The sequence below is a fragment of the Streptomyces sp. NPDC059785 genome, assembly GCF_042732375.1.
Taxonomy (GTDB): Bacteria; Actinomycetota; Actinomycetes; order Streptomycetales; family Streptomycetaceae; genus Streptomyces.
Genome location: NZ_JBHWHV010000047.1, coordinates 40,999 through 53,395, shown reverse-complemented (window position 1 = coordinate 53,395; position 12,397 = coordinate 40,999). Strand labels below are relative to the sequence as shown.

Below are 12,397 nucleotides of genomic sequence, written 5' to 3'. Positions count from 1 at the left end.
GTGGGACTGGAGGCCGTGCGGCCAGGCTGGGCCCGTCCGTTGAGGCCGGAGAGCCAAGGGAGCAGTCATGTCAGCACAGTGGACACTCGTGTTCGGCGCCACGGGGAACCAGGGCGGTTCGACGGCCCGCACACTCCTGGCCAGGGGGCGGGCGGTGCACGCGTTCGTCCGTGACCCGGCGTCGGCGGCGGCCCGGCGGCTCGCGGCGAGCGGCGCGGTGCTCGTCCCGGGCGACCTGGAGGATCCCGGCTCCGTGCGGTCCGCGATGCGCGGGGCGCACGGTGTCTTCAGTGTGCAGACGCCGCTGGGGCCGGGCGGGGTGCCCGCGGAGGAGCGGCACGGGAAGGTGATCGCGGACGCCGCCGCCGAGGAGGGTGTGGCGCACTTCGTGCACAGCTCGGTGGGCGGCGCGGACAACCCTGCCGGGGTGTTCTGGCGTGAGGCCAAACTCCGTATCGAGCAGCGGGTGCGCGAGCACGGACTGCCGGCCACGTTCATCCGGCCCACCTACTTCATGGACAACTTCGCGCAGTACCCGCCGCTGCTCCGGGACGGCGAGCTGGTCTACCGGCGCGGTCTGGCCCCCGGTACGCCGCTGCAGATGATCGCCTCCGAGGACATCGGCTTCTTCGCGGCGGAGGCGTTCGACGCCCCGGCGGAGTTCACCGGCCGGGCGTGGGAGATCGCGGGTGACGAACTGACCGGCGAGACGATCGCCGAGGTCTTCCAGCGGCACACCGGCATCCCGGCGCGCTACGAGGCCGTGCCGATGGACGAGCTGCGGGCGGAGAGCGAGTGGCAGGCCACGGCCTACGACTGGCTCAACCGCATCGGCTACACCGCGGACGTCCCCGCCCTGCGCCGCCGCAAGCCCGGCCTGCTCACCCTGGAAGCCTGGCTGAAGCGAACCGCCTGGACCCCGGCGGCACACCACCGGGCGCCGAACGCGGCGGGGGTGGAGCGCAGTGGCTGAGAGCCGCTGAACGCGTAAGGCCGGGAGCGGGCCCCGGCCGCCCGGCGCTGCCGTCCGGCGCGCGGGGCCGGCCGGTACGGTCTCGGCGACCGGGGCCTGGGCGCCTGACCGCCTGGAACCCGGCCGAGCACCGCCGAGCACCGTCGGTCGCCACCAGGCGCGGGGGCGCGGAGCGTTGTGGGCTCAGCACACCGCACGCCGAAAGCGGGGTCCCGTGTCGTCGCGGGGCCCCGCTCGGGCGGGCGGGCGTGTGTGTCAGTCGGCCGGTACGGTCTCGGCGGCCTCGTCCAGTGTCCGGGCGAGGTCTTCGGGGGAGGCGGTTCCCGGGACGAGGTAGCGGTCGGCGATGACGATCGAGGGGACGCCGGTGATGCCGGTTGCCAGGGCGGTTCGGCGGTCGGCGTGTACGGCGGGCTCGAAGCGGTCTCCCGCGAGCACCTCGCGTGCCTCGGCGGCGTCCACGCCCACCTCGGCGACCAGGGAGACCAGCGTGTCGTGGTGGGCGAGGTCGCGGCCCTCGGCCCAGTACGCCCCGTACAGCCGGGTCACCGCCTCGGCCGCGAGGCCGTGTCCGGCGGCCAGGTGCACCATCCGGTGGGCGTTCATGGTCCGGCAGGGCCGCACCAGGTCGGGCCGGAAGCCCAGGCCCGCCGCCGCGGCGCGCGGGGCGATCCGGTCCATGGCCGCGACGGCGGCCTCCCGGCTGCCGTTGAACCGGGCCAGCGCGTCGAACAGGCTCGGCACGGGCTCCCGCGGGTCGCGGTCGGGCGCGGGCCCGGACGGCATGAGCTGGAAGCTCCGCCAGGCCACCCGGATCCCGGAGCCGGCCCGGCTCGACGCCAGCGCGGTGAGCAGGTTGCGGGAACCGTAGTAGCAGTGCGGGCAGGCGAGATCGGTCCAGATGTCGACGCGCATCGGCGCTCCTCGGTCGGGGTCAGTAGCGGGCCAGCCGCTCCAGCAGCGGCCCCGCCCGGTGCAGTACGGCCCGTTCGGTCGCGGTGAGCCCCAGGCCCTCGACGGCCTTGGCCAGGAACTCGGTCCGCACCTCGCGGCCGGCGTCCAGGGCGGCCTTGCCGTCCGGTGTGATGGCGTAGTCCCCGCCGTCCCCGCTGTCCCCGCCGTCCCCGCCGTCCACGGCCTCGGCCAGACCGCGGGACGTGAGCCCGGCGAGGGTGTCGAGCATGGTCTCGACCGGTACCTCGTCGTACGCGGCCAACTGCCGCGCCGACTTGGGGGCACGGTTGTTCATCAGCTGGACCAGGACGGTGAGTTCGTGGACCGCGGGCGGGTTCTCCGGGTTCTCCTTGCGCAGCCGGCTGCCCAGTTGCATCGCGCCGCGGCGGATCCAGTCGGCGGTGGCCCGCAGGTCCTCGCCGGGCTCCGCGGGCCGGGGCGCGCCGATGCTGCGCTCGAGCCGGTACCCCGTCATGGAGGGGCCGTCCTCGACCCCGGCGAGGTCGCGGATGGCCCGGCGCATGGCCTCCTTGTCGGGGTTGCGCTCGAAGGACGCCCGGTACGCCTCCTCGCTGGTCCACTGCGCGTAGTTGACCAGCGAGGTGCCGTCGGAGCTGAGGTGGTAGTTGGCCGAGACGAAGCCGGGGCAGTGCCGCACCCAGGACTCCACGTCCTGGGAGAGCATCTTCACCAGGGCGTGCTGGACGGAGGCGTCCTTGGTCCGGATGGTGACGAGCGCGATGAAGCCCGCGTGCGGGGCGAGTGCCACGGTCATGGGTCCTCCCGTTGGTCGGCCGGTGCGGGGCCAGGCTGACCGGGCCGCCTCGACGCGGGCTCGACGTCCGGTGGAGCGGCGGGGCCCGGGGCGGTCGCGTGCGGAGTGGTGGCGTCCGGACCGGTGGTGTCCGGAGCGGTGGTGTCGTCGCCGTCCGGCAGCGGGAGGGCCAACCGGCGGATGACGCCGCGCAGTTGCTCCTCGTACTGCTCCTGGAAGGCCGGGTCGGACGCCTCGGTGCCGAAGATCCGGCGGACCAGCTGGGGCATGGTGACCGGCGCCGCGACGGCGCCGATGAGCAGCAGCACCGCGCAGGCGGGGTCGATGTCCGCGGCCAGTTCCCGGCGGTCGCGGCGGGCGTAGGTGTGCGAGAGGTCCTCGCGTTCCTCGACCTCGTCCGCCGCCAGCTCCGAGGGGTTGGTCAGTCCGCGCCACAGCCCCAGCCGCATCGGCCGGGGGTCGGCCAGCGCCTCGTGCAGGTGGCGTACGACGGCCTCCTCCAGCGGCAGGCTGGGGCCGCCCAGGTCCGTCTCGCGCTCCTGCCAGGCCTTCTGCAACTCGCGGTAGAGGCCGAGCTTCCCGCCGAAGTAGTAGCTGATGAGCTGCTTGTTGACGCCGGCCCGGTCGGCGATCTCCTGCACCCGGGCGCCGTCGAAGCCCTTGGCGGAGAACACGTCGAGGGCCGCGTCGAGGAGCTGGCGGCGGCTGCGCTCGGCGTCGAGCACCCGGTCCTCGGGGCGCGGCGCGCGGCGCGGCCGACGCGCGGCATCGCCGTCTTTCCCGTCTGTTCTCTTCTGTTCCACACTCGCATGCTAACCCCCCTCAACCATCCGTACAGCCTCTTCATCCATCTGGTTGACAGGGTTACCCGTGCGGGCAATCATGCCGTCATGTCCACAGACAGTGCCCGAACCAGCACCGGGACGGCCCCGTCCGCCCCACCGCCCCGCAAGCTGAGTCCCGAGGTCCGCCGCATCGCCGTCGTCGTCGTGGCCGGGGCGATCGCCTCGCTGCTCGACTCGACGATCGTCAACATCGCGCTGAACGACCTCACCAGCGAACTGCACACCGGCCTCGACACCGTCCAGTGGGTCGTGACCGCCTATCTGCTGGCCCTCGCCTCCGTCATCCCGGTGACCGGCTGGGCCGCCCGCCGGGTGGGCGCCCGCCGGCTCTACCTGTCCTCGATCGTGCTGTTCACGCTGGCCTCGGTGGCATGCGGACTGGCCCAGAACAGCGGCCAGTTGATCGCCCTGCGCGCGCTCCAGGGCATCGGCGGCGGCCTGACCCTGCCGGTCGGCCAGATGATCCTGGCGAAGAAGGCCGGACCCCAGAACATGGCCCGCGTCATGAGCATCATCGGCATCCCGATGGTGCTGACCCCCGTGGTGGGACCGACGATCGGCGGACTGCTCCTCGACGGACCCGGGTGGCGCTGGATCTTCTTCGTCAACCTGCCGATCGGGCTGCTCGCCGTCCTGCTGGGGCTGCGGCTGCTGCCGCGCGAGCCGGCCGAGAGCGCGGGCCGGCTGGACGTGGCCGGTCTGCTCCTGGTCTCGCTCGGCATGATCGGTCTCACCTACGGTCTGGCCGAACTCGGCAACAAGGGCGAGTTCTCCGCCACCGTGGTGATCACCCTCGCCGCCGGTCTCGTCCTGACCGCCGCCTTCGTCGTGCACGCCCTGCGCGTCAAACAGCCGAGGCGCCCGCTGCTGGACATGCGCCTCTACCGCGACAAGGCGTTCGGCGCGGCCTGCCTCGCCACGTTCTGCCTGGGCGCCGCGATGTACGGCGGCATGCTCCTGATGCCGCTGTACTACCAGTCCGTACGCCACGAGGACGCCGTGACCACGGGCCTGCTGCTGGGCCCGTCGGGCTTCGGCGCCGCCGCGGCCATGTGGCTGTCGGGCCGGACGACCGAGCGGCTCGGCGGCGGACTCACCGCCATCATCGGTGGCGTCGTGAACATCGTCTCGACGCTGCCCTTCGTCCTGATCGGCCCGCACACCTCGTACCTGGCGCTCTGTCTGGCGCTGGTCGTCCGCGGCTTCGGCATCGGCATGTCGATGATGCCGGCGATGACCGCCGCCTACCGGGTCCTCGGCCGCGGCAAGGTCAACGACGCCACCCCGCAGCTCAGCATCCTCCAGCGGATCGGCGGCTCCATGGGCACCGCGATCATCGTGGTGGTCCTGCAGAACAGCCTGTCCGGCTCGGACGGCACCCCGGCCGGCCTCGCGGACTCCTTCGGCGCCGCCTTCGGGTGGGTGCTCGTCGTCACGCTGGTCGCGCTGCTCGCCACGGTGGTGCTCGCGGTCGTCGAGCGGCCGGTGTTCGCCGCCCAGCGCGCGCAGAAACGGCAGTCGGCGGCCCAGCCGGCCACAGGAAAGGCCTGACCCATGGCGTTCACCGAAGCCGAACTCGGCTATCTCGAGAGCCAGACCCTCGGCCGGCTGGCCACCGTCGCACCCGACGGGGTGCCGCAGAACAACCCCGTCGCCTTCCGCTACAACCCCGCGACCGGGACGATCGACATCCAGGGCCGCGCCCTCGGCGACAGCCGCAAGTTCCGCAACGTACGGTCCAACGCGAACGTCTCCCTCGTCGTCGACGACATCGCCTCCTTCAGCCCCTGGCGGGTGCGCGCCGTCGAGATCCGGGGCCGGGCCGAGGCGCTGACCGGGGCCGAGAAGCACATGGAGCACTTCAGCGGGGAGATGATCCGCATCCGCCCGACCCGCATCCTGTCCTGGGGTCTGGACCCCGCACGGCCGGGCATCCACGCCCGGAGCGTCTGAGGACCGGGCCGTGACACACGCTCGGGGGGACGGCCGCCAAGGCCGTCCCCCCGATGCCGTGCCGTCGGCGCCGCCGGTCTCACCCGGTGGTGGACACCCCGGCCCGGCGGACCAGCAGACGCGCCCCCTGCCCCCACACCGGGTCGGCGAACAACCCGAGTCCCAACGAGAGTCGGCCGACCGTCACCCGCTCCTCGGGCCCCGGCTCCGCGCGCGCCAGATGCTCGTCGGAGCCGAGCCGCAGCCCGACGTCCGGTACGGCGAACACCTCGGCGCCGTCGAGCAGCCACCGGGCCCTCCCCGCCCCCGCGGCCACCTCGATGGCGAGCTCGTGCCGGTTTTCCGGGGAGCGGCCGGCGACCGGGACGGCGTACGAGAACGTGCCGTGGTGCGCGCCGGGACGCGGCAGCCGCTCGTACAGCGCCCAGACGCATCCGTTGGTGAGGGCGAAGTCGAAGACCATGCCGGACTCCATGTCCACGCAGATCATCGCCGCCATCCCGCACTTGAGGCTGGTGTCCGGGTCGTCGAGGCCGTCGCCGTAGGGGTGCTGGTCGGTGCCGTAGAGCTCGGCGGACAGGGCGGCCTCCGCGCGGAGGACGCCGGTCTCCGGCAGCGGGAAGCCCTTGCGGCTGTCTCCGGACCCGGACCCGGACCCGGGGACGGCGAAGGCGGCCCAGCGCAGATGGCCGGGGCCCTCGTGCCCGGCGGGCGGCCGGGTGAACGCGGGGAGCCCGGTGGCGGGGTTCTTCCCGGTGGGTACGACGGACAGGCCCTCGGGCGTCGCCGTCACCGTGCCGTCCCCCTCGGGCAGCCAGGACAGCGGCCGGGGTTCCCAGCGCGCCGGGGAGCCCGGCGCGTTCCAGCCCGCGGTGAAGTCGTCCGCGAAGACGGTCCGGACGTGAGCCATGTTCCCTCCTTGGGATGTCGCCGTCATGAGGCGGTGCCCGACAGCTCCCACGCCGCGGCGCAGGCGCGCAGGATCGACAGCCGCTCGGCCGGCGAGGCGGCCGCGGCCGAGACCATGACACCGAGCGTGGTCACACCCGCCCCGGCGTACTCGGCCATCCGCTCGGCGATCCGCGGCACCGGCCCGATGAGCGCGGTGCGGTCGATGAAGTCGACGGGGAGCGCCGCGGCGGCCCCCGCCCGGTCCCCGGCGGCCAGCCGCTCCCGCAGGCCGTCGGCGACGTGGCCGTAGCCGAGGCGGCGGGCCAGCGCGCAGTAGACGTTGCGTTCGGCGTCGCCGATGCCCATGAGGTAGACGTACTGGTGGCGCAGCAGGTCGGCGGCGGCGGCCGGGTCGGGGCCGACGGCCGTGGGCAGGCTCGGCAGCACCTCGAAGCCGGCCATGTCCCGGCCCGCGCGCTTGCGCCCGTCGGCGATCCGCGCGACGGCGTCCACGACCGCCTCGGGCGCGGTGAACACCCCGATCCAGCCGTCGGCGATCTCACCGGCGAGCCTGAGGTTCGCCGGGCCCACCGCCGCGAGGTAGACCGGCAGGTCGGGGCGGACCGGTTCGGTGAGGACGTGCAGCGGGGCGGGACCGCCGACGCTGTAGTGGCGCCCCTCGTGGTGGACCGGGTCGCCGGTCAGCGCCCGGCGCACCAGGCCGACGTACTCCCGGGTGCGGCCGAGCGGCCGGTCGGCACCGGTGCCGTACCAGCCCCGCGCCACATCGGGGTTGGAGACGCCGAGGCCGAGCCGGAACCGGCCGCCGCTGAGCGCGTCCAGCGTGGCGGCGGTGAGCGCCGCGAGGCCGGGCGGGCGGGCCGGGATCTGCATCACGCCCGAGACGAGTTCCACCCGCTCGGTCTGTCCGGCGACGAGCCCCAGCAGGCTCGCCGCGTCCGACCGGTACCCCTCGGGCGCGAGGACGGCCGCGTAGCCGAGCTGTTCGGCGGCGCGGGCCAGCTCGCTCGCGCCCTGATGGGTGAGGTTCACTGCGAGGCGCATGACGACGCGCTCCTGTGGTCGTTCGGGTGTCGGATCACAGCAGGTGGCAGCCGCCGTCGACGTACACGGTCTGACCCGTGGTGTACGCCGCGCCGAGGAGGTGCCCGACGGCGGTCGCCACGTCCTCGGGGGTGCCGACCCGGCGCAGCGGCGCGTTCTGCCGTACGTACTCGGCGATCGGCGCGAAGAACGGGTCGTCGGCCGTCCACGGGGTCTCGATCAGGCTGGGGGCGACGGCGTTGACCCGGACCGCGGGCCCGACCGCCTTCGCCAGCAGCCGCGTCATGTGTTCCACGGCGGCCTTGCTGACGGCGTACGGGATGGAGCTGCCCGCGGTCCGGCTGCCCGCGATGGAGGAGACGTTGACGACCGCGCCCGCCCCGGTGGCGGTCAGGTGGGGCATGGCCGCCACGGTGGTCTGCCAGGTGCCGATGACGTTGAGGCCGAGGATGTCCCGCCAGACGGCGGGTGCCGCCGTCTCCAGGTCCCGGTGCGCGATGGTCCGGGTGCGGCCCGCGCTGTTCACCAGGACGTCCAGCCGGCCGTAGTGCTCCACGACGCGGGCGACCAGTGCGCGGGCCTCGGCCTCGGCGGAGACGTCGGCACGGACGTAGAGCCCGTCCGGCAGCGAGGCCGCCACCTTCTCGCCGGCCTCCACCGACCGCGCCGAGTTCACCGCCACCCGGTAACCGGCCAGGGCGAGACGGCGTGCGATCGCCTCGCCGATGCCGGAGGACGAGCCGGTCACCAGGGCGACGGGGGAGGGTGCGGCCGGTGCGGGGGAGGCGGGTGACGGGGTGGCGGGTGACGGGGCGGCCATCAGTAGTTCCCCAGTCCGCCGCAGACGTTGAGCGCCTGCGCGGTCACGGCCGCGGCGTCGTCGCTCACCAGGTACTCGACCATGGCGGCCACCTCGCGCGGCTCCACGTAACGGCCCATCGGCACCCGGGCGGTGATCCGGTCGAAGGCCTCCTGCTCGCCGACCCCCCAGATGTCCGCGTAGTGCTCGCGCACCCGCTCCGCCATCGGGGTCTCCACGAACCCGGGGCAGACGGCGTTGACCGTGATCCCGGTGCGGGCCAGTTCGAGCCCCAGGGCCTTGGTGAAGCCGACGACGCCGTGCTTCGAGGCGGAGTACGGGGCGGCGTGCACGACGCCCTGTTTGCCGCCGGTGGACGCGATGTTGATGATCCGGCCGGTTCCGCGCTCGGTCATCCGGCCGGTGGTCAGCACCTCCTTGGTCATCAGGAAGACGCTGGTGAGGTTTGTGGTGATCACGTCGTTCCACAGCTCGTCGGGGAGATCGGCGGTGGCGCCCCCGCCGCTGCGGCCCGCGTTGTTGACGAGGATGCCGACCGGCCCGTACCGCCCCACCGCCGCGCGGACGAAACCGCGGATCTGCCCGGGGTCGGCGACGTCGCAGACGAAGGCGTCGGCCTCGTGCCCCTGCCCGCGCAGCTCCTTGACGGTGGCGGTGAGCCGGGCCTCGTCCCGGGCGCAGAGGACGACGCGGGCGCCCCGTCCGGCCAGCCGCCGGGTGATCTCCAAGCCGATGCCGCTGGTCGCCCCTGTTACCAGAGCCACCGGCGATGCGGTCGCGGTCATGTGCCCTCCGTGTGTCGTGAGCGTCGGTTCCCGCAGAGCGTCGGAGGCGCCGGTCGAGCCGCACTGGAGGGATCTTGGAGCGTCCGCGCCCACGCCCCCGCCCGCTCTCCACCTGCGCTCCAGCGGCCCGGCGCAGGATCCGGGCGAGCCGCCGCGTCCAGGCGGCGAGGCCCTGAGAGCAGGAGGCACCCACATGACCGAGAGCAACGTCGTACCCGCCGTACCCGACGGGCTGCTCGTCCGGGTCCAGCACTTCTACGCGCACCAGATGCAGGCGCTGGACTCCGGGCGGTTCGAGGACTACGCGGCGACCTTCACCAAGGACGGGGTGTTCCAGCACACGCCGGACGCGGACCCGGCCGTCGGACGGGACGGGATCGTCGCCGAACTGACCGCGTTCCACGCACGGTTCGAGGGCGACCCGGTACGGCGCCGGCACTGGTTCAACCACATCGCGCTCACCCCGCGGGACGACGGATCCTACGCGTCCCGGGTCTACGCGCTGGTCGTGACCGTCCGCCCGGGGGTCAAGCAGCCGTCGATCGCGCCGAGTTGCGTGGTGCACGACGTCCTGGAGATCGAGGACGACACGGTGCTCACCCGCTCCCGGCGCGTGGAACACGACCAGATGTTCTGAGACGGGTCCCGGGGCGGGCGGCAGGGGACAGAGCGGCGGCCCGGGGACAAGGCGGCGGCCCGGGTGGCCGGTCGTGCACCACCCGGGCCGTCCTCGTCGGCCTCGTCGTCCTCGTCGGCGACGTCGTCCCCGTCGTCCTCGTCGGCCCCGGTCGGCCCCGGTCGGTCCCGGCCGACGGGGAACCGCTGCCTCAGCCCACGCGGCCCAGCGCAGGACCCGGCAGGGCCTCCAGTACGGGGTCGCCCTCCAGCACGGCCCGGTGCAGCCGCTGCAACCGCGGGGTGGGCTCCACCCCCAGCTCCGCGTTGAGCCGGGCGCGCAGCCTGCGGAACTCCTCCAGCGCCCGCCAGGGGCTGCCCGCGCGGTACAGCGCGGTCATGAGGTGGGCGCACAGGTTCTCGTTGAGCGGGTGCCGGCCGGTCAGCATCCGCAGCTCGGGCAGGAGCGAGGTGTGCCGGCCCAGCCGCAGGTCCGCCTCGACGCGCTGTTCCAGCGCGGTCATCCGGGCCTCCTCCATGCCGATGACCTCGAGTTCGAGCACCAGCCCGGTCGGCACGTCCGCGAGCGCCGCGCCGCGCCACAGCATCAGACCGCTGCCGAGCAGCGTGGAGGCGGCCGCCGCGTCCCCCGCCTCCAGCGCCCGCGTGCCGCGCGTCAGCAGGTCCTGGAACTCGGCCAGGTCGTGCCCCTCGTGCGGCGGCACGAGCCGGTAGCCGCCGTAGCAGGTGGACAGGACGTCCTTGGGCGATATCCCGGGATCGTCCCCCAGGCTCTCTCTTATCCTCCGGCGCAGTTGCAGGATGTACGTCTGGAGGGTGGTCGCGGCGCTGCGCGGGACCGCGTCCCCCCATACCTCCTCGATCAGGGTGTCCACCGGGACGGTCCGTCCGGGCCGGAGCGCCAGCAGCGCGAGGATCTGCCTCGGCTTGCCGGCCGTCGGGACGACGGACCTGCCGTTGTACTCGACGGTGAGCGGACCCAGGACCCGTGTTTTCACAGGCAATCTCCGATCTGCGAGCTCGTCGGGCGATGCGCATCCGCAGCATGGCACCGGGTGCCTGCCGGGCCCCAGGGTGTGCGACACGAGTTCGCCCTTGAAGTTCGCAGCGCGGGGATGTGTGTTTCACACGTCCCCGGTCCTCAAGCGGGCCTCCATCCGCGCAGCCGACGATGCGTGAGGTCCAGGATCGCCATGAGGGAGCTGAGATGACCGAAGGATTCCAGGGACGCGCGCCGCGGCTCGAGGAGGTCGCCGACGGGGTGTTCGCCTATGTGCAGCCGGACGGCGGCTGGTGCCTGAACAACGCCGGACTGATCGTCTCCGGCGGCCGGGCGGCGCTGGTGGACACCGCCGCGACCGAAGCCCGGGCCCGGGCGCTGCGCGAGGCGGTGCTCGGCGCGGCGGGCACCGCCCCGCGCACCGTGGTCAACACCCACTCCCACGGGGACCACACGTTCGGCAACTTCGTCTTTCCCGAGGCCGTCGTGGTCGGCCACGAACACACCCGTACGGAGATGGACGCGGTCGGCCTGCACCTCACCGGCCTGTGGCCCGGGGTGTGCTGGGGCGACGTGGAGGTGGTCCTGCCCGAGGTGACGTTCCGGGACCGGCTGACCCTGCACATCGGCGGCACGACGGCGGAACTGCTCTGCCTGGGGCCCGCGCACACCGCCGGTGACACCGTGGTGTGGCTGCCCGCGGAACGCGTGCTGTTCACCGGGGACCTGGTGATGTCCGGCGTCACCCCGTTCTGCCCGATGGGATCGGTGGCCGGCTGCCTGGAGGCCATCGCCGTGCTGCGCGCCCTCGGCCCCCGTACGGTCGTCACCGGGCACGGACCGGTCGCGGGCCCCGAGGTGCTCGACGCGGCCGAGGGCTATCTCCGCCTCGTCCAGCGGATCGCCCGCGAAGGCGCGGCGGCCGGGCTCGAACCGCTGGCGGCCGCCCGGGAGGCCGACCTCGGCGGGTACGGCGACTGGATCGACGCCGAGCGGCTGGTGCCCAACCTGCACCGGGCGTATGCCGAGGAACGGGGCCAGGCCGTCGGGAACGCGGCCGACATGCCCGCGCTCTTCGCCGAGATGGTCGAGTTCCACGGCGGGCTCCCGGCCTGTCACGCCTGAACCGCCTCCTCGGCCAGCCCGTCCCAGGCCCGGAACGACCCCCGCTGGTACAGCACGGGCCGGCGGGGGTGCACCCGTACCGTCTTCATCCGGCCGATCAGCAGGTGGTGGTCGCCGGTCTCCACGGTCCGCTCCAGGGTGCACTCCGCGTGCGCCAGCACGCCCTTCTTCAGGACCGGGATCCCGGGGACCGCCTCGCCCGGCAGCCACGACAGCCCCGAGAACTTGTCGTCGGACCCGCTCGCGAAAACCCGGGCCGTCTCCTCGCCGTCGTCCGCGAGCAGGTGCAGCACGAACGCCCGCCGCGCCAGCAGGGACGGCAGCGTACGGGAGTTGCGGTCCACGCACACCAGCAGCAGCGGTGGCGCCGGGGAGACCGCCGAGAACGCGTTGCAGGTGAGTCCCTGCGGGCGCCCCGCGCGGTCCACCGTCGTCACCACCCCCACAGCCGTGGGAATCGATCCGAAGAACTTCCGGAACTCCGCAGTCTCCACCCGGGTCATGCCGCCTCCGCACCAGCCGCGTAGCGGACGGGCCAGCCCCGACCGCCCGTAGAGCCTCACGGCGGTCGATGG

At 73.7% G+C, this 12,397-nt stretch carries 14 protein-coding genes; 5 read left to right on the top strand and 9 right to left on the bottom strand.

What is annotated here, in order from left to right; genetic code table 11:
• The first annotated feature begins 67 nt into the window (after positions 1-67).
• Positions 68-973, top strand: a complete 906-nt coding sequence (locus ACFV6E_RS30145) for an NmrA/HSCARG family protein (RefSeq protein WP_385164122.1) — start codon at positions 68-70, stop codon at positions 971-973.
• A gap of 255 nt (positions 974-1,228) precedes the next feature.
• Here the strand turns inward: ACFV6E_RS30145 and ACFV6E_RS30140 are convergent, their stop codons facing one another.
• The 3 genes from ACFV6E_RS30140 to ACFV6E_RS30130 are packed head-to-tail and all read right to left on the bottom strand — an operon-like array spanning position 1,229 to position 3,505.
• A complete protein-coding gene (locus ACFV6E_RS30140; RefSeq protein WP_385465860.1) occupies positions 1,229-1,888 on the bottom strand; it encodes a DsbA family protein in 660 nt (219 codons plus the stop codon).
• Between the two features lie 19 nt (positions 1,889-1,907).
• Positions 1,908-2,702 (bottom strand): hypothetical protein, encoded by a 795-nt coding sequence (locus tag ACFV6E_RS30135; RefSeq protein WP_385465857.1) that lies wholly within the window; start codon positions 2,700-2,702, stop codon positions 1,908-1,910.
• Positions 2,699-3,505, bottom strand: coding sequence for a TetR family transcriptional regulator (locus tag ACFV6E_RS30130; protein ID WP_385465855.1), 807 nt, complete (start codon positions 3,503-3,505; stop codon positions 2,699-2,701). The genes ACFV6E_RS30135 and ACFV6E_RS30130 overlap by 4 nt, the downstream gene beginning before the upstream one ends.
• Positions 3,506-3,592: 87 nt before the next feature.
• Between ACFV6E_RS30130 and ACFV6E_RS30125 the strand changes: the two genes are divergently transcribed.
• Entirely contained in the window at positions 3,593-5,098 is a 1,506-nt protein-coding gene (locus ACFV6E_RS30125) for a DHA2 family efflux MFS transporter permease subunit (RefSeq protein WP_385164133.1), read from the top strand.
• A 3-nt stretch (positions 5,099-5,101) separates the two neighbouring features.
• Positions 5,102-5,500 carry a PPOX class F420-dependent oxidoreductase gene (locus tag ACFV6E_RS30120; RefSeq protein ID WP_385164136.1) on the top strand — a complete coding sequence of 133 codons (399 nt, stop codon included), beginning with the start codon at positions 5,102-5,104 and terminating at the stop codon, positions 5,498-5,500.
• A gap of 79 nt (positions 5,501-5,579) precedes the next feature.
• Here the strand turns inward: ACFV6E_RS30120 and ACFV6E_RS30115 are convergent, their stop codons facing one another.
• Genes ACFV6E_RS30115 through fabG form a run of 4 tightly spaced genes read right to left on the bottom strand, consistent with a single transcriptional unit; the run spans position 5,580 to position 9,061 of the window.
• Complete coding sequence (locus ACFV6E_RS30115) at positions 5,580-6,410, bottom strand: DUF6081 family protein (protein WP_385465852.1); 831 nt, start codon at positions 6,408-6,410, stop codon at positions 5,580-5,582.
• Between the two features lie 23 nt (positions 6,411-6,433).
• Positions 6,434-7,456 carry an LLM class flavin-dependent oxidoreductase gene (locus tag ACFV6E_RS30110; protein WP_385164142.1) on the bottom strand — a complete coding sequence of 341 codons (1,023 nt, stop codon included), beginning with the start codon at positions 7,454-7,456 and terminating at the stop codon, positions 6,434-6,436.
• Between the two features lie 34 nt (positions 7,457-7,490).
• Complete coding sequence (locus ACFV6E_RS30105) at positions 7,491-8,276, bottom strand: SDR family NAD(P)-dependent oxidoreductase (RefSeq protein ID WP_385164145.1); 786 nt, start codon at positions 8,274-8,276, stop codon at positions 7,491-7,493.
• Positions 8,276-9,061: a 3-oxoacyl-ACP reductase FabG gene (fabG, locus tag ACFV6E_RS30100; RefSeq protein WP_385465849.1), complete on the bottom strand. Its 786-nt coding sequence runs from the start codon at positions 9,059-9,061 to the stop codon at positions 8,276-8,278. The genes ACFV6E_RS30105 and fabG overlap by 1 nt, the downstream gene beginning before the upstream one ends.
• 193 nt (positions 9,062-9,254) lie before the next feature.
• On the opposite strand from fabG, the gene ACFV6E_RS30095 reads away from it, so the two are divergent.
• Positions 9,255-9,698: a nuclear transport factor 2 family protein gene (locus tag ACFV6E_RS30095; protein WP_385164151.1), complete on the top strand. Its 444-nt coding sequence runs from the start codon at positions 9,255-9,257 to the stop codon at positions 9,696-9,698.
• A gap of 190 nt (positions 9,699-9,888) precedes the next feature.
• Here ACFV6E_RS30095 and ACFV6E_RS30090 read toward each other — a convergent pair whose 3' ends face one another.
• Positions 9,889-10,695, bottom strand: a complete 807-nt coding sequence (locus ACFV6E_RS30090) for a BTAD domain-containing putative transcriptional regulator (protein WP_385164153.1) — start codon at positions 10,693-10,695, stop codon at positions 9,889-9,891.
• A 209-nt stretch (positions 10,696-10,904) separates the two neighbouring features.
• Here ACFV6E_RS30090 and ACFV6E_RS30085 point away from each other — a divergent pair, with 209 nt between their 5' ends.
• Positions 10,905-11,822 (top strand): MBL fold metallo-hydrolase, encoded by a 918-nt coding sequence (locus ACFV6E_RS30085; RefSeq protein WP_385465846.1) that lies wholly within the window; start codon positions 10,905-10,907, stop codon positions 11,820-11,822.
• Here ACFV6E_RS30085 and ACFV6E_RS30080 read toward each other — a convergent pair.
• Complete coding sequence (locus tag ACFV6E_RS30080; protein ID WP_385465843.1) at positions 11,813-12,325, bottom strand: flavin reductase family protein; 513 nt, start codon at positions 12,323-12,325, stop codon at positions 11,813-11,815. The two genes, ACFV6E_RS30085 and ACFV6E_RS30080, sit on opposite strands and share 10 nt — an antisense overlap.
• Positions 12,326-12,397: the final 72 nt, after the last annotated feature.